We start from the raw sequence: 15,796 nt of genomic DNA, 5'->3' as shown, positions 1-15,796 counted from the left end.
GCGTTCCAGCACGGCGATCTTGAGCGGGGACTCCGGCGACCGGAAGGGGCTATCCGTGTGGCACTTTCACACGAACGGTTCACGCAGAAACGTTTGTGCTATTCGATGGCCCTGCCTCATGTGCATGCATAGCTGTGCGGCGACCCGGGTCTCGGGTCAGTGGCCCGGTTCGTGGCCATGCCGCACACGCGAAGAAGAGGACCTGAGGAAAGCATGCGTTCAATCGCGAGGAACCACATCACCTACCTGGCCGCCACGGCCGCGCTCAGCCTGCCGCTGGTGTTCTCCGGCGCCGCTGTCGCCGCCGCACCGGCCGGCCCGACGCCCGTCACGATCAGCCAACCCGGCGAGCCCATCCCGCCGAACCTGTACATCTCCCCGTGGGGCGACGCCCACGTCGCGATCAGCGACGAGTTCCAGAAGTGGCTGGCGGAGCAGCAGATCACGGTCGAGGCGATCAGCCCGTTCGTGATGGACGAGGACGGCAAGGGCTTCAGCATGCCGATCGGCGCCACGGCCGGCGACGGCCTCGACGCCCAGGGGCGGATCTTCTACCCCGGCGGCCTGACGTTCACCCACGCCCCCTCCGGCCAGGAGATCACCCTCAAGCCGACGTACATCCGGGTCATGCCGCGCCCGGGCTGGACGTCGGGGGTCACGATCGACGGCGAGACGGTCTCCGAGGAGCTGCCGATCGGTGACACGAAGTACGAGGAGGTCATCGCCAGTGCCCGCCCGAGCCCGACGGGCTTCCGCCTCGAGAAGGTCCCGTTCTACGTGACCCCCGAGCTGGCCGCTTTCATCCAGGACCACCTCGGCAGCCCCGGTCCGGAGGCGGGCACCCCGATCGGCACCCTGACCCCGGACTTCCGCTACATCCCGAACGACCCGAACCGCCCCCCGACCCTCCCGACGGTCCCGGGCCTCCCGACGGCTCCGGGCCTCCCGACGGGGGCGTCGGACGCGACGGCGCCCGTAGCACCCACGGCTCCTACGGCGCCCACGGCTCCGACCGCGCCCACGGCCCCGGACCTCCCGACGGACGCGACGGCTCCGACCGCACCCGACCTCCCCACGGACGCGACCGCCCCGACGGCCCCGACCGCACCCGACCTCCCCACGGACGCGACCGCCCCGACGGCGCCGACCGCCCCGGAGCTCCCCACCGCCCCCACGGACGCCACAGCGCCGACGGCTCCCACCGCCCCCACGGACGCCACAGCGCCGACGGCTCCCACCGCCCCGACGGACGCAACGGCTCCGACGGCCCCGACCGCACCGGACCTCCCCACGGACGCAACGGCGCCGACAGCCCCGACCGCACCGGACCTCCCCACGGACGTCACGGCGCCGACGGCTCCGACCGCACCGACGGACGCGACGGCCCCGACGGCGCCGACCGCCCCGGAGCTCCCCGCCGCCCCCACGGACGCCACAGCGCCGACGGCTCCGACCGCCCCCTCGATCCCCGGCGGTCTCTGAGCCCCGCATAAACGCAAAAAGATCCCGGCCGATCAACCGATCGGCCGGGATCCGTGTTGTGGACCTGAGGGGATTCGAACCCCTGACCCCCTCGATGCGAACGAGGTGCGCTACCGGACTGCGCCACAGGCCCTCACAACGAGATGAACCTTAGCACCCCCGACGTGCTGCGGTGAAATCCCTTTGGGGGCGCTGGCCAGGGGGGACGGTCACTCGTTCGCCGCGCGCCGGCGATCCCCGTCCGCGTACTGGTCGAAGAGCGGCGTGCGCGCCGAGCGCCGCTGGGGCGCCGCGGGGGCCTCCGGCTCCGGACGCGGGCGGGCCGGCGGGGCGGCGGACGACGGGCTCGCCGTCGAGGAGCGGGCGGAGCTCCAGGCGTCCGGGGCCTCCAGGTCCAGCCCCTGTGTGGCGCGGGGGGCCACCGGGGCCGTGACGTACGTCGGGAGGGGCACCGGGACGGGGTCCCAGCCGCCGTCCGCCGGACGGGCGCGGTCGGGCTCGCGCTGGGCGTCGACCCACTCCGCGTGATCCGTCTGCTCCACGAGCGCCCGCCGGTCCGCCTCGTACGGCGATCCCTCGGCGACGGGCTCCGTCTCCGCGTGCCGTACGTCGGGGGTCTCGGGCGGCACGTCGGCGGCCGGCTCCGGGCGGGCCTCCGCCCGGCGCGCGTGCAGCCGCTGGGCGGCCGCGGCGCCGCGGCGCTGGTCGACGGATGCCGCGAACCGGCGGCGCTCGGCGGCGCGCAGATGGACGACGTACGCGGTGAGCAGCCCCGCGGGCAGCGCGACGGCCCAGAGGTAGCGCAGCCCCTCGACGGCGGCGAGGATCGCGCCGGCCGTCAGGGCGAGGAAGAGGAGCGTGGTCGTACGACGGCGGCGCGCCATCACCTTCGCCCGCGCGGCGCGCTCGGCGGTCCCCGGGGCCGGAGCGGCGGGGCGGCGGCGCACGGCGGGGGCGGCCTCCGCGTCGGCGGCGGGCAGCGGGGCGTCGTCCGGCGGCAGCACGGAGTCCCGGGCGTCCGGCTCGATCGCCGGCCCGGCGGTCGCGGGGTCGTCCTCGGCGCTACGGCGCTCCGCCGCACCGCGTCCGGTCAGCAGCCGGAGAGCGGTGCTGAAGCGTTCCGTCGGACGGGCCTCGTTCAGCTCGTCCTGCCTACGAAGCCACATCGGAACCAAGTAGGCGGCCCAGGCCCCCACAATCATTGCGTAGATGAGGCCGCTGCTGCTCACGCCTTACACGGTAGAGGTGTTGGAGTCACGGCATCTGCCAATTGGCTCGGTGTGTCGCACCATCTGGCGCATATCGCGAGCTTTTCTTGTGATTTTTGCGCGAGCCGGGCCACAATGCCCCAGAATTTCGAACGTATATTTCATTCCGGGTTGGACTGCGGCGGAGAGGGAAGCGGCTGCTTCGCGCGCCACCGCATGAGCAGCCCCTCCGGGATCTCCTCCGCCGTCAGCGCGAAGACGAGATGGTCGCGCCAGGCGCCGTCGATGTGCAGATAGTTCGGACGCAGGCCCTCCTCGCGGAATCCCAGCTTTTCCACGACGCGCCGGCTGGGCCCGTTCTCCGGCCGGATGCACACCTCGACGCGGTGCAGTCCGACGGTCCGGAAACAGTGGTCGACGGCGAGCGCCACGGACGTCGGCATCACGCCCCGTCCGGCGATCGCCCGGTCGACCCAGTAGCCGACGTGGCCGGAGCGCATCGAGCCCCAGGTGATGCCGGCGACGGTGAGCTGGCCGACGAGCCGGCCCTCGTACTCGATGACGAACGGCAGCATCCGTCCGGCGGACGCCTCCTGGCGCAGATGGCGGACCATCTGCCGGAACGTGGGGCGGCGCACCGGCGGTAGGCCGGGCAGCGACGGGGGGACGGTGGCCTCCCAGGGGCGCAGCCAGTCGCGGTTGCGCCGGTTGACCTCGCGCCAGGCGCTCTGGTCACGCCGCCGGATGGGACGCAGACGCACCGGGCCGTCCGTCAGCTCCACCGGCCAGGCGGCGTTCAGTTCGCACCGCCGGGGCCGCGGGGGTGGTCACCGCCGCGCAGCTGGTCGACCGCGTGCGGGAGGAGGGGGGCGAGGACCGCGAGGCCGTCGCGGACGCCGCCGGAGGAGCCGGGGAGGTTGACGATCAGGGTGCGGCCGGCGACGCCCGCCAGACCCCGGGAGAGGGCCGCGGTGGGGACCTTTCGGACGCCGTAGGCGCGGATGGCCTCGGGGATGCCGGGGACGTGGTGGTCGAGGACGCGGGCGGTCATCTCGGGGGTGGCGTCCGTCGGGGAGATGCCCGTGCCGCCGGTGGTGAGGATGACGTCGAAGCCCTCGGCCACGCCCGCGCGCAGCGCCTCCTCCACCGCCTCGCCGTCGGGGACGACGCGGGGGCCCTCGACGGTGAAGCCCATCGCGGTGAGGCCCTCGACGAGCAGCGGGCCGCCCGTGTCGCTGTAGACGCCGGCGGCGGCGCGGTTGGAGACGGTGACGGCGAGGGCGCGTCCGGCGGAGGTCATGCCGTGACCTCCCGGTGCCAGTCACCGGACTTGCCGCCGGTCTTCTCCTCCACCCGTACGTCCGTGATGACGGCTCCCTTGTCGACGGCCTTCACCATGTCGACGACCGTCAGCGCGGCGACGGTGACGGCGGTGAGGGCTTCCATCTCGACGCCGGTGCGGTCCGTCGTCTTCACCGTGGCGGCGATCTCGACGGCGTCACCGGTGACGGTGAGGTCGACGGTGACGCCGGAGACGGCGAGCGGATGGCAGAGCGGGATGAGGTCGGGGGTGCGTTTGGCGCCCATGATGCCGGCGATCCGGGCGGTGCCCAGGGCGTCGCCCTTCGGCACGCCCTCACCGCGGAGCAGTTCGACGACGCGGGGGGCGACGAGCACCCGGCCGGTGGCGCGGGCGGTGCGTCTGGTGACGTCCTTCGCGGACACGTCGACCATACGGGCGGCCCCGGCCTCGTCGACGTGCGTCAGCGAGGCGGGGGTGTCCTGCGGGGACTGGGCGGTCATACGGCGGTGGCTCCCGGGTTCCGATGCGTGCGCAGCCACCGTACCCGCATGGCCGGTGAGGGCGTCGGCTCAGTCCAGGGGAACGACCTCGACGTCCGCCAGCGCGTTCACCGTTGTGACGTCCTCGGGGACGACGATGAGGGCGTTCGCCTGCGCCAGGGCGGCCACCAGATGCGAGCCCGCGCCGCCGACAGGACGCACCGAACCGGCCGTCGCGTCGTAGCGCCCCCGGAGGAACTGCCGTTTGCCGGCCGGGGAGGACAGCGGTTCCTCGCTGTCCAGCAGCGCGCGGACGGAGGGGCGCGACTCGGGGGTGAGGCCCATCAGCCGCCGGATGACCGGGCGGACGAACAGTTCGAACGACACGTACGAGCTCACCGGGTTGCCCGGCAGGGCGATCAGCGGCGTCAGGTCCTCCCCGATCCGCCCGAAGCCCTGCGGCTTGCCCGGCTGCATCGCCAGCTTGCGGAAGTCGACGCCGCCGCCCTCGCCGCCGAACTCGGTGAGCGCTTCCTTCACCACGTCGTACGCGCCGACGCTCACCCCGCCCGAGGTGACCACGGCATCCGCGCGGATCAGCTGGTCCTCCAGCGTCGCCCGCAGCGTCTCCGCGTCGTCCGCCACGGCGCCCACGCGGTACGCCTGCGCGCCGGCGTCCTTCGCGCACGCCGTCAGGGCGAAGCTGTTCGAGTCGTGGATCTGCCCGGCGCCCAGCGTCTCCCCCGGCTGCACCAGCTCGCTGCCGGTGGACATCACGACCACCCGCGGCCGCGGCCGCACCGTCACCGTGCCCCGCCCGATCGCCGCGAGGAGCGCGATCTGCGCCGGCCCGAGGACCGTCCCGGCCTCCAGCGCCAGCTCTCCGGCGGCCACATCGCTGCCGCGCGCCCGTACGTACTGCCGCGCCTCCACCGGACGGTGCACGGCGACCGTCCCGCCGGCGCCCTCCGGAGCCGCGCTGTGCGCCCGCATGGTCGTCGCCGGACCGCCGCCCGTACCGCCGTCCGTCCACTCCACCGGGACGACGGCCTCCGCCCCCGGCGGCAGCGGGGCGCCGGTCATGATGCGCGCCGCCTGGCCGGGGCCGACGGTGGGCAGTTCGCCGCTGCCCGCCGCCACGTCGCCGATGACCGTCAGCCGGACCGGAAACTCCTCGGAGGCTTTCACCACATCGGCGACGCGGACGGCGTAACCGTCCATCGAGCTGTTGTCGAACGGCGGCAGCGCCGCCGGCACCGTCACGTCCTCCACCAGGACGCACCCCTGGGCCTCGAGCAGTTGCAGCTCCAGCGGCTCCAGGGGCCGGATCTGCCGGAGGATATCGGCCAGATGCTCGTCGACCGACCAGACTCCGTCGGGCTTCGCTGCTTCCTCGTCCGTACTCACCGGCGTCTCCATGGTGGTGCTCAACTGGTCATCTCCTCCGCCACGTACGTCCGCAGCCAGGACCGGAAGTCCTCGCCCAGGTCCTCACGTTCGCACGCGAGGCGGACGATAGCGCGGAGGTAGTCCCCGCGGTCACCGGTGTCGTACCGCCGGCCGCGGAAGACGACGCCGTGCACCGGTCCGCCGATCGAGGGGTCGGCGACGAGCGTCTGCAGGGCGTCCGTCAGCTGGATCTCGTTGCCCCGGCCGGGCTCCGTCTTGCCCAGCACCTCGAAGATCGCGGGGTCCAGGACGTACCGGCCGATGATCGCGTAGTTGCTGGGGGCGTCCGCCACGTCGGGCTTCTCGACCAGTCCGGTGATCCGGACGGTGTCGTCGTCGGCGGTCGGCTCGACGGCCGCGCAGCCGTACAGATGGATCTGCGAGGGGTCGACCTCCATCAGCGCAATGACGCTGCCGCCGCACTCACCCTGTATGGCCGTCATCCGGGCGAGCAGCGGGTCGCGCGGGTCGATCAGGTCGTCGCCCAGCAGGACGGCGAACGGCTGGTCGCCGACGTGGTCCGAGGCGCACAGCACGGCGTGGCCCAGGCCGCGCGGGTCGCCCTGGCGGACGTAGTGGATGTCGGCCAGGCCGGTGGACTCCTCGACGGCCGCGAGACGGGCCTCGTCACCCTTCCGGCGCAGGGCCTCCTCGAGCTCGTAGTTCCGGTCGAAGTGGTCCTCCAGCGGCCGCTTGTTGCGCCCGGTGACCATCAGTACGTCGGCGAGTCCGGCGGATACGGCCTCTTCCACGACGTACTGGATCGCGGGTTTGTCGACCACCGGCAGCATTTCCTTGGGTGTCGCCTTGGTGGCCGGCAGGAACCGAGTGCCCAGGCCCGCCGCCGGGATGACGGCCTTGGTGATCCGAGTACGCGATGAAGTCATGTCGAGCACCATATCCGTAGTGATGAAGGGAAGATGAGCGTCCGGACTGCTTTGACCGGATCCGGACGGCTTTGCACGTGTGGATTGTAGGGACACCGGATGACAGGGAGATGTGATCCACGTTGACGCGAGGGAGCGAGGATGTTCCGGACCGTAATGAGCGCGGGAGACGTGAGGGCGATGGGTGACGCGGGCGTGAAGGCGGAGCTGCGGCGGGAGTTGCTGGCGGGGCGGGCGAAGCTCGGTCCGGCGGACGTCGCGGCGGCGGGCGCGGTGCTGGCGCGGCGGGCGCTGGAGACCGAGGAGCTGGCACAGGCCCGGACGGTGGCCGCGTACGTGTCCGTGGGGCGTGAGCCGGCGACGCGCGCGCTCCTGGACGCGCTGCGCGCGCGGGGCGTGCGCGTACTGCTGCCGGTGCTCATGGCGGACAACGATCTGGACTGGGCGCCGTACGAGGGCCCCGACGCCCTCGTGCCCGCCGGCCGCGGGCTGCTGGAGCCGGCGGGCGAGCGGCTGGGCCCCGGCGCGGTGCTGGCGGCGGACGCCGTGCTGCTGCCGGGGCTGGCCGTGGACGGGCGCGGGCGGCGGCTCGGGCGGGGCGGCGGCTCGTACGACCGGGTGCTGGCGCGGCTCGAGGCGGCCGACGCCGCCCCGGCGCTCATCGTGCTGCTGTACGACACGGAGGTGCTGGCGGAGGTCCCCGCGGAGGCCCACGACCGCCCGGTCCGGGCGGCCGTCACGCCGTCGGGGGTGCACCGCTATTAGGGGGTGAGGGTCAGCTTGTCCTCGGCGGCCTTCTCGACCGCCTGCGGCGTGGAGGGCCAGGGGAACAGCTCGCCCTTCGCCCACGCGTCCGTCTGGTCCACGTAGTGCTCGTCGCGGGCGTGGCCGGAGGCGCCGGTGAGGTTCACCCACTGGGACTCGTCCAGATTGTCGAGGTCGACGACCATCCGCATGGACGGCACCCAGCTGACGTCGTACCCGCCGGCCGCGTTCCAGCCGGTCGCGTTGACGGTGGACTCGCCGCCGCTGAGGTTCCACGGGCCGCGGTTGAGGAGCCACTGGATGAAGCCGGGGCCCTCGGTGCCGAGCGTCTGGTTCTTCAGCATCAGGCGGTGCAGCCGGCCCCAGTTCCAGGTGTCGATGTCCTTGCCGAGCTTGGCGGTCAGCTCCCAGCGGGCGTCGCGCATGGCACGCTCGAAGAGCTCGTCCCGGGTCTGCGTGCCGTCCTTGCTGTGCGCGCGGGAGTTCGGCGTCACCCACCACTTGCTGTCCGGCTTGTCGACGAGCTTGCGTACGACCTCGAACCACCGGTCCCCGCCGTCCGGCTGCGCCGCCGTCGGCTCGCGGTCGCCGCACTCGACGACGGTGGTCTCCGGGGCGTCGGACTGGGTGGCCGTCGGCACCCGCAGGCACTCGCCCTCCACCCGCAGCTCCTTCGGCATCTTCTCGCCGAACGCCAGCAGCAGGATGTTGCGCCAGACGGCGTTGAAGTACGCGGCGGCCGCCGAATCGGCGTCCTGCGAGTAGTCCCAGTCCTTCAGCAGGTCCTGCGCCTCGCGCACGTACGGGTCCTTGACGGGGATCTTCAGCAGCATCGGGGTCAGCAGCGCGCCGATCTCGCTGTTGTTGTCGATCTGTATCGACGCCATGTCGGCGGGCGAGATCTTGCCGCCGTCCTTGATCTTGTCCTTGATCAGGTTGTTGATCCGCTGGCTGCGCGCCCCGTAGCCGGGGTCGGTGGTCAGCAGATACGGGTACGCCTTCTCGTCGATCACGGCCTGGTTGGCGGTGACGATGAACCCGCGCTTGGGGTTGAACTCCCACGGCAGCGCCGACTGCTTGATGTACCCCTGCCACTTGTACGCGGAGTTCCAGCCCGGCAGCGGCATGCTGCCGTCCGCCTTCGCGCCGCGAACGGGGATCTGTCCGGGTGCCTGGTAGCCGATGTTTCCGGCGGTGTCGGCATAGATCAGGTTCTGCGAGGGAACGGCGAAGTCGGCGGCCGCCGCCCGGAACTGCTGGAAGTCCTGCGCCGTGTCTATCTCGAAGACGGCGTCCATCGTGTTGGACGGATCGAGCGCCGTCCACCGAAGCGCCACCGCGTAACCGTCGCCCCGGTCCGGCGCCGACGCGCTCACCGGCGCGCGTTTGCCGACGTCCTCCAGCGAGTCCATCCGGTCGGAGACGATCGGGCCGTTCTCCGTCGAGCGGACGGTGATGGTCTTCTTCGCGCCGTCGGCGCTCTTCAGCGTCTCGGTGCGGGTCTTGAAGTCCTTGGCCTTGCCGTCGAGCTCGTAGCGCCCGGAGGAGTCGACCTTCTCGAGGTACAGGTCGGCGACGTCCGCCCCGAGGTTCGTGAAGCCCCAGGAGATGCTCTGGTTGTGGCCGATGACCACACCGGGCAGCCCGGAGAACGTGAAGCCGCTGACGTCGAACGGGCACTTCTCGTCGACCGTCCGGCAGTGCAGCCCCATCTGGTACCAGAGGGACGGCAGCTGCGGCGCCAGATGCGGGTCGTTGGCCAGCAGCGGCTTCCCGGTCGTGGTGTTCGCGCCGGACACCACCCACGAGTTGGAGCCGATGCCGGAGCCGCTGGGGCCGAGCAGGGCGGGCACCCGGGAGATGTTCTCCGACAGCGCCGACAGCTGCGTCTGCACCTCGGCGCCGGACGTCGCGGCGTTGGCGGTGGCGACGTCCTTCGTGACGATGTCCCCGCCGCCCTTCGGCGTGTAGACGTCGTTCTTGACGGTGCCCGCGTCGACGATCGGGCGGTTGCGCTCGTACGGGTACGGCGGGTACAGGTCGGCCATCTGGTCGGGGGTGAACCGGGTCGTCATCAGCGACCGGTCGATCTCGTCCTCCATGTTGGCCCGCAGGTCCCAGGCCATGGCCTTCAGCCAGGCCACCGAGTCGACGGGCGTCCAGAGGGCCGGCTTGTAGTCGTTCGTCAGGCCCAGCGCCGCGTACTCGACGGACAGCGACGAACCGGAGTGCGTCTTCAGGTACTCGTTGACCCCGGAGGTGTAGGCGCGCAGATACGCCTTCGTCGTGTCCGACAGCTTGGTGTCGAACTCCTTCTGCGCCACCCCCCGCCAATCGAGGGTGCGGAGGAACGCGTCCGTGTCGAACTGACTCTTGCCGAACATCTCGGACAGCGTCCCGGACGTCGTGTGCCGGCGGACGTCCATCTCCCAGAAGCGGTCCTGCGCGTGCACGAAGCCCTGCGCGCGGAACAGGTCCTCGGGGGTCGACGCGTACAGCTGCGGCACCCCCCGGGCGTCGCGCTTGACGTCGACGGGGCGGGACAGTCCGGGCAGCTTCAGCTCACCCGACGTCTGCGGGTACGAGTCGTGGACCTGGCCCACGGCCCAGTACGCGCCCGCGCCCAGGCCCAGCACCAGGAGGAACGCGACACCGAGCACCATGAGCTTGGTGCGCTTCTTCGCGCGGGGCTGCCTCGGTGAGGAGCTGTTCTCGTTGCCGGGCATCGCTGTCCTTCGAGGGGCTGGGACCAAGGTGCAGGAGCAACCATAGGCGCACCGTCAAGGTGCGCTGTCCCCCAGGTAGGGCAACTGCTCCGGACCTGCGGACTACTCGGCTCTTCTCGGGCGGAGAAGGTAAATTCTTGACCAAAGGACGATCAGCCGAAGATCGGATACGGGATCTCGTACGGGAGGAGCCGGCCCTGACAGTCGAAGAGCTCAACCGTCTGCTGCTCGTTTCCGCGCTGATCCTCCTGGTCGCCGTCACGGCCGTCCGTATCGCCTCGCGCACCGGTCTGCCGTCGCTGCTGCTGTACATGGGCATCGGCGTCATCGTCGGCGAGGACGGCTTCGGGTTCGAGTTCGACGACGCGGCGCTCACCCAGCTCATCGGGTACACGGCGCTGGCGGTGATCCTCGCCGAGGGTGGTCTCGGGACGAAGTGGTCCGAGATCAAGCCCGTGCTGCCCGCCGCGATCTCGCTGTCGCTCGTCGGCGTCGGGGTGAGCGTCGGCGTGGTCGCCGCCGGGGCGCACTTCCTGGTGGGGCTGGACTGGCGGCAGTCGCTGATCATCGCGGCGGTCGTCTCCTCGACGGACGCCGCCGCCGTGTTCTCCGTGCTGCGGAAGGTGCCGCTACCCAAACGCGTCACGGGCACACTCGAGGCGGAGTCCGGGTTCAACGACGCCCCTGTTGTGCTGCTGGTCATCGCCTTCTCCACGTCCGAGACGGTGGGTCCCTGGTACGAGCTGATCGGCACGATCACCCTGGAGCTGGCCATCGGCGCCGCCATCGGGCTCGCGGTGGGCTTCATCGGCGCGTACGGGCTGCAGCACATGGCGCTGCCCGCGTCGGGCCTCTATCCGATCGCCGTGATGGCGATCGCCGTCGGCGCGTACGCGGCCGGTGCCATGGCGCACGGCAGCGGCTTCATCGCCGTCTATCTGGCGGCGATGGTGCTCGGGAACTCCCGGCTGCCCCACTCGACGGCCACCCGGGGCTTCGCGGACGGGCTCGGCTGGATCTCCCAGATCGGCATGTTCGTGCTGCTCGGGCTGCTGGTCACGCCGCACGAGCTGTCCGACGACATCCTCCCGGCGGTGATCATCGGGCTGGTGCTGACGATGGTCGCGCGGCCCGCCGAGGTGCTCGCCAGCCTGATCCCGTTCCGGATCCCGTGGCGCGAGATGGCGCTGATGTCGTGGGCGGGGCTGCGGGGCGCGGTGCCGATCATCCTGGCCACCATTCCGATGGTGGAGGGGGTGCCGGAGAACGAGAAGATGTTCAACATCGTCTTCGTGCTCGTGATCGTCTACACCCTGGTGCAGGGGCCGACGCTGCCGTGGCTGGCGAAGCGGCTGGATCTGGGCGACGCGGACGCCGCGTACGACCTCGGGATCGAATCGGCGCCCCTCGAGCGGCTGCGCGGGCATCTGCTGTCCCTCTCCGTGCCGGCGAAGTCCCGGATGATCGGTGTGGAGGTCGGCGAGCTGCGGCTGCCCAGGGGGGCGGCGGTCACGCTCGTCGTGCGCAACGGGTCGAGTTTCGTGCCGTCGCCGCAGACGGTGCTGCGGTCCGGGGACGAGCTGCTGGTCGTGGCCACGGACGAGGTGCGGGACGCGGCGGAGAAGCGGCTGCGCGCCGTGGGCCGCGGGGGCAAGCTGGCGGGGTGGCTGGGAACGGGCTGACCTGCGGGTTTGCGCGGTGTCGTATGCTTTTGGGGAGCTGTTGACCTCGATACAGCTGTAGGCACCACCCCCGTCCGACGCAGAGCGGTACCTCTCGGCGGCGGCCCCCTTCGTACGGGCCTGTCGTCCTCGGACGGCAGGAAGGACCGGCCGTGGGTTCCGCGGTCATCTCTGAGACCGGCGCCCGTCCGGGATACGGGCAGCTGCTGCGTACCCCCGGGGCGCTCTCGTTCGTACTGCCCGGCTTTGCCGCGCGGCAGCCGTTCGCGATGCTCACCATCAGCATCGTGCTCCTCGTCGAGCACACCTCCGGCAGCTACGGGACCGCCGGCCTCGTCGCCGCCGCCGTGGGGCTCGCGGGAGCGCTGTGCGCGCCCGTCAACGGCAAGCTGAGCGACCGGTTCGGGCAGAGCCGCGTACTGGTGCCCGTCGTCGCCGTCCACACGTCCGCCGTCGTGGTGCTGGCGCTGCTCGCGCTCGGCGGGGCGCCGGTGTGGGCGCTGCTGGCGGCGGCCGTCGTCTCCGGAGCGTCGATCCCTCCGGTCGGGCCGATGGTGCGCGCCCGGTGGGCGGTGCGGCTGCCGGGCGGATCGCCGTTGCAGCACAAGGCGGCGGCCTTCGAGTCGGTCACCGACGAGTTCACGTTCGTCGTCGGTCCGGTGCTCGCCGCCGCGCTCTGCGCGAGCGTGCATCCGTCGGCCGGACTGTTCGCGGAGGCGGGCCTCACCCTCGTCGGCGGGCTGCTGTTCGCCGCCGCCCGCCGCACCGCCCCGCCGATCGCGCCGCCGGGGGAGCACGTGAAGCATCCGTCGGCGCTGCGGGTGCCCGGGGTGCGGGTGCTGGCGGTGGTCTTCCTGGGCATCGGGTCGGTGTTCGGCGGGATGCAGGTCAGCCTGACGGCGTTCGCGGAGGAGATCGGCAACCCCGGGATCAACGGTGTGCTGTACGGGGTCTTCGCGGCCGGCAACATGCTCGCCGGGATCGTCTTCGGGATGATCCACTGGACGGCCGCGCCGCGGGTGCGGCTGCTCGTCGGGTATCCGCTGCTCGTCGTGGCGTGCGCCGGGCTGTGGGCGGTGTCGTCCGCGCCGCTGCTGGGGGCGCTGGGGCTGGTGGTCGGTGTGTTCATCGCGCCGGCGATCATCACCGGCTTCACGCTGGTCGACGCGCTCGTCCCCGGGACGTCCCGGACGGAGGCGTTCACCTGGCTCACGGGATCCGTCGCACTGGGGCAGGCCGCCGCGGCGAGCGCCGCGGGGCGGCTGACGGACGCGGGCGGCTCGACGCTGGGGTTCCTGGTGCCGCTCGCCGGTACGGGGCTGGCGGCCGTCACGCTGCTGTCGCTGCGATCGCGGCTGACGCCCGCCGAGGGGTCACGGAACGTGGTCGCGGCGCGTGGTGTCGGTCACCGGGAACGGCTCCCAGTGGACTGATGGGCCCGGAATACTGCAAGATGGATCGTCGTTAGCACTCCACAGGTGAGAGTGCCAGCCCGGAGGAAGCAAACGTGCCGACCTACCAGTACCAGTGCACCGAGTGCGGCGAGGGCCTCGAAGCGGTGCAGAAGTTCACCGATGACGCACTGACGGAGTGCCCTGCCTGCGGCGGGAAGCTGCGGAAGGTGTTCTCGGCGGTCGGGGTCGTCTTCAAGGGGTCCGGGTTCTACCGGACGGACAGCCGGGGCGGGAGCAGCTCGTCGTCGGTTCCGGCGAAGTCGTCGTCTTCCTCTTCGGACAAGTCGTCCTCCACTTCCTCGTCGTCTTCGCCCTCCGCGCCCTCCTCGTCCTCGTCGGACAAGTCGTCGTCCTCCGCGTCGAAGTCGTCGTCGAGCTCCTCCAGCTCCGCCGCCTGAGACGCGCGTTCTTCCGGCCCCGGTCGCCTCTGGCGGTCGGGGCCGTTTGTTTACTGTGGGGGCATGACAGAGCCCCAGGCGTTCCCCTCGGCTTCCCAGGCTGATATCGGCGTGATCGGCGGATCCGGTTTCTACTCCTTTCTGGAGGACGTGACCGAGGTCGCCGTGCAGACCCCGTACGGCGACCCCAGCGACTCCCTCTTCGTCGGCGAGATCGCCGGCCGGCGAGTCGCGTTCCTGCCCCGGCACGGCCGCGATCACCACCTCCCCCCGCACCGCATCAACTACCGCGCCAACCTCTGGGCGCTGCGCTCCCTCGGGGTGCGCCAGGTGATCGGTCCGTGCGCGGTCGGCGGACTGCGGCAGGAGTACGGGCCGGGGACACTGCTCGTACCGGATCAGCTGGTGGACCGGACGAAGTCGCGGGTCCAGACGTTCTACGACGGCGAGCCCCTGCCCGACGGGCGGACGCCGAACGTGGTGCACGTGTCGTTCGCCGACCCGTACTGCGCCACCGGGCGGGCCGCCGCGCTGGCCGCCGCCCGGGGGCAGGACTGGGAGGCGGTGGACGGCGGGGCGATGGTCGTCATCGAGGGGCCGCGGTTCTCGACGCGCGCCGAGTCGGTGTGGCATGCGGCGCAGGGGTGGGCCGTGGTCGGGATGACCGGGCATCCGGAGGCGCTGCTGGCGCGGGAGCTGGAGCTCTGTTACACGTCGATGGCGCTGGTCACGGATCTGGACGCGGGTGCGGAGGCCGGTGAGGGGGTCTCGCACAAGGAGGTCCTGGCGGAGTTCGCGAAGAACGTGGACCGGCTGCGGGGGGTGCTGTTCGACGCGGTGTCGCGGCTGCCGGAGACGGGGGAGCGGAGCTGTGCGTGTGTGGATGCGCTGGATGGGTGGGATCCGGGGGTTGAGCTGCCGTAGGGGGTTCGACCCGCCGCGGGGTGGTCCGGCCTCTGCGGCGCGGCTTGGCCTCGGCAGGGTGGTCGGCTTTTCCACAACCGGTGAGTAATTCACAGGCCCCGGCGGCGACGCCGGGGTCTCGTGCATGGTGGTGGGTGTCAGTCGGCTTCGAGGGGTTGGGCGGTGAAGGTCGTGGCTGGTTCTGCGGGTGGGGTGCCTGCGTTCGCGCCGGTGCGGGTGGGTGGGCGGTATCGGCTGCGGCGGGTGGTGGCCGGGTCGGGGCGGCGCCGGGGGCTGGCCGTGGGGCTGGCTGTGCTGTCGGCGGTGTTGGCGATGGTCGGGTCGCCTTCCGGTGACTCCCCCGGCTCGACCGGGGTCTCCGGGGCCGCCGCGGGGCCGTGAGCCGCGGTGAGGGGCGGCGTAGCGTGCGGGTATGGGCAGCGATGCGATCACGGACGTGCGGGGGATCTCGGTCGGGCAGGCGCAGCGGATCGGCGGGGGGTGGTTGAGCGGGGTCACGGTGGTGCTGGCGCCGGCGGGTGGGGCCGTCGCGGGGGTCGATGTGCGGGGCGGGGGGCCCGGGACGCGGGAGACGGATGCGCTGGATCCGCGGAATCTGGTGCAGGCGGTCGAGGGTGTGGTGCTCACCGGGGGCAGTGCGTTCGGGCTGGACGCGGTGGGGGGTGTGGTGCGGTGGCTGGAGGAACGGGGGCGTGGGTTCCGGGTGGGGCCGGAGCCGGGGCAGGTGGTGCCGGTGGTGCCGGGTGCGGCGCTGTTCGACCTGGGGCGCGGCGGTGACTGGCGGGCGCGGCCGGGGGCGGACCTCGGGTACGAGGCGGCGGATGCGGCGCGAGCGGGTGTGCGGCCGACTGAAGGGAACGTGGGCGCGGGGGCGGGAGCTGTCGCGGGCGGGCTGAAGGGGGGCGTGGGGACGGCGAGCGTGCGGCTGGCGTCGGGGCACACGGTGGGGGCGATCGCGGCGGTGAACGCCGCGGGGTCGGTGGTGGATCCGGGGAGCGGGGTGTTGTACGGGGCGGTGTTCGGGGAGGGGGCGTTGGGG

15 protein-coding genes and 1 tRNA gene are annotated in these 15,796 nt (G+C 72.1%); 8 read left to right on the top strand and 8 right to left on the bottom strand.

Going from position 1 to position 15,796, the window contains the following annotated elements:
* Positions 1-213: 213 nt before the first annotated feature.
* Positions 214-1,482: a hypothetical protein gene (locus tag SRB5_RS35975; protein ID WP_194293042.1), complete on the top strand. Its 1,269-nt coding sequence runs from the start codon at positions 214-216 to the stop codon at positions 1,480-1,482.
* A 59-nt stretch (positions 1,483-1,541) separates the two neighbouring features.
* Here SRB5_RS35975 and SRB5_RS26925 read toward each other — a convergent pair.
* The 7 genes from SRB5_RS26925 to galU all read right to left on the bottom strand — a co-directional run bounded on the left by SRB5_RS26925 (position 1,542) and on the right by galU (position 6,808).
* A tRNA-Ala gene (locus tag SRB5_RS26925) sits at positions 1,542-1,615 on the bottom strand.
* 76 nt (positions 1,616-1,691) lie between these two features.
* On the bottom strand, positions 1,692-2,711 hold the full coding sequence (gene sepX / locus SRB5_RS26920) for a divisome protein SepX/GlpR (protein ID WP_323378524.1): 1,020 nt from the start codon (positions 2,709-2,711) through the stop codon (positions 1,692-1,694).
* A gap of 140 nt (positions 2,712-2,851) precedes the next feature.
* Entirely contained in the window at positions 2,852-3,472 is a 621-nt protein-coding gene (locus SRB5_RS26915; RefSeq protein ID WP_323378523.1) for a GNAT family N-acetyltransferase, read from the bottom strand.
* A 14-nt stretch (positions 3,473-3,486) separates the two neighbouring features.
* Positions 3,487-3,990 carry a MogA/MoaB family molybdenum cofactor biosynthesis protein gene (locus SRB5_RS26910; RefSeq protein WP_153456034.1) on the bottom strand — a complete coding sequence of 168 codons (504 nt, stop codon included), beginning with the start codon at positions 3,988-3,990 and terminating at the stop codon, positions 3,487-3,489.
* Positions 3,987-4,493, bottom strand: coding sequence for a cyclic pyranopterin monophosphate synthase MoaC (moaC, locus tag SRB5_RS26905; RefSeq protein ID WP_153456033.1), 507 nt, complete (start codon positions 4,491-4,493; stop codon positions 3,987-3,989). The genes SRB5_RS26910 and moaC overlap by 4 nt, the downstream gene beginning before the upstream one ends.
* A 69-nt stretch (positions 4,494-4,562) precedes the next feature.
* Positions 4,563-5,891 (bottom strand): molybdotransferase-like divisome protein Glp, encoded by a 1,329-nt coding sequence (gene glp, locus SRB5_RS26900; protein WP_153456082.1) that lies wholly within the window; start codon positions 5,889-5,891, stop codon positions 4,563-4,565.
* Between the two features lie 8 nt (positions 5,892-5,899).
* A complete protein-coding gene (gene galU / locus SRB5_RS26895) occupies positions 5,900-6,808 on the bottom strand; it encodes a UTP--glucose-1-phosphate uridylyltransferase GalU (RefSeq protein ID WP_153456032.1) in 909 nt (302 codons plus the stop codon).
* A 141-nt stretch (positions 6,809-6,949) separates the two neighbouring features.
* Here galU and SRB5_RS26890 point away from each other — a divergent pair, with 141 nt between their 5' ends.
* Complete coding sequence (locus SRB5_RS26890; protein ID WP_407703984.1) at positions 6,950-7,573, top strand: 5-formyltetrahydrofolate cyclo-ligase; 624 nt, start codon at positions 6,950-6,952, stop codon at positions 7,571-7,573.
* Here the strand turns inward: SRB5_RS26890 and SRB5_RS26885 are convergent.
* A complete protein-coding gene (locus tag SRB5_RS26885; RefSeq protein ID WP_153456031.1) occupies positions 7,570-10,299 on the bottom strand; it encodes a penicillin acylase family protein in 2,730 nt (909 codons plus the stop codon). The two genes, SRB5_RS26890 and SRB5_RS26885, sit on opposite strands and share 4 nt — an antisense overlap.
* A 137-nt stretch (positions 10,300-10,436) precedes the next feature.
* Here SRB5_RS26885 and SRB5_RS26880 point away from each other — a divergent pair, with 137 nt between their 5' ends.
* The 6 genes from SRB5_RS26880 to SRB5_RS26855 all read left to right on the top strand — a co-directional run.
* Entirely contained in the window at positions 10,437-11,981 is a 1,545-nt protein-coding gene (locus SRB5_RS26880) for a potassium/proton antiporter (protein WP_228390473.1), read from the top strand.
* A gap of 152 nt (positions 11,982-12,133) precedes the next feature.
* On the top strand, positions 12,134-13,414 hold the full coding sequence (locus SRB5_RS26875; protein ID WP_323378522.1) for an MFS transporter: 1,281 nt from the start codon (positions 12,134-12,136) through the stop codon (positions 13,412-13,414).
* Positions 13,415-13,488: 74 nt separating this feature from the next.
* On the top strand, positions 13,489-13,833 hold the full coding sequence (locus SRB5_RS26870; RefSeq protein ID WP_323378521.1) for an FmdB family zinc ribbon protein: 345 nt from the start codon (positions 13,489-13,491) through the stop codon (positions 13,831-13,833).
* Positions 13,834-13,896: 63 nt separating this feature from the next.
* On the top strand, positions 13,897-14,757 hold the full coding sequence (locus SRB5_RS26865) for an S-methyl-5'-thioadenosine phosphorylase (RefSeq protein ID WP_153456030.1): 861 nt from the start codon (positions 13,897-13,899) through the stop codon (positions 14,755-14,757).
* 192 nt (positions 14,758-14,949) lie between these two features.
* Complete coding sequence (locus tag SRB5_RS26860) at positions 14,950-15,138, top strand: hypothetical protein (protein WP_194293041.1); 189 nt, start codon at positions 14,950-14,952, stop codon at positions 15,136-15,138.
* 31 nt (positions 15,139-15,169) lie between these two features.
* The coding region (locus tag SRB5_RS26855; RefSeq protein WP_194293040.1) for a P1 family peptidase at positions 15,170-15,796 on the top strand (627 nt) is incomplete at its 3' end.

The sequence above is a fragment of the Streptomyces smaragdinus genome (assembly GCF_009604385.1).
Classification (GTDB): Bacteria; Actinomycetota; Actinomycetes; order Streptomycetales; family Streptomycetaceae; genus Streptomyces; species Streptomyces smaragdinus.
Note: the sequence above shows the minus strand (reverse complement) of the source record. Positions and strands in the feature narration are given on the sequence as shown.

Bases quoted from the DNA above. Each gene is read 5' to 3' on its own strand.
- SRB5_RS26885 (WP_153456031.1), bottom strand. From the start codon at position 10,299: ATGCCCGGCAACGAGAACAGCTCCTCACCGAGGCAGCCCCGCGCGAAG.
- moaC (WP_153456033.1), bottom strand. From the start codon at position 4,493: ATGACCGCCCAGTCCCCGCAGGACACCCCCGCCTCGCTGACGCACGTC.
- SRB5_RS26910 (WP_153456034.1), bottom strand. From the start codon at position 3,990: ATGACCTCCGCCGGACGCGCCCTCGCCGTCACCGTCTCCAACCGCGCC.
- SRB5_RS35975 (WP_194293042.1), top strand. From the start codon at position 214: ATGCGTTCAATCGCGAGGAACCACATCACCTACCTGGCCGCCACGGCC.
- glp (WP_153456082.1), bottom strand. From the start codon at position 5,891: ATGGAGACGCCGGTGAGTACGGACGAGGAAGCAGCGAAGCCCGACGGA.
- galU (WP_153456032.1), bottom strand. From the start codon at position 6,808: ATGACTTCATCGCGTACTCGGATCACCAAGGCCGTCATCCCGGCGGCG.
- SRB5_RS26890 (WP_407703984.1), top strand. From the start codon at position 6,950: ATGTTCCGGACCGTAATGAGCGCGGGAGACGTGAGGGCGATGGGTGAC.
- SRB5_RS26865 (WP_153456030.1), top strand. From the start codon at position 13,897: ATGACAGAGCCCCAGGCGTTCCCCTCGGCTTCCCAGGCTGATATCGGC.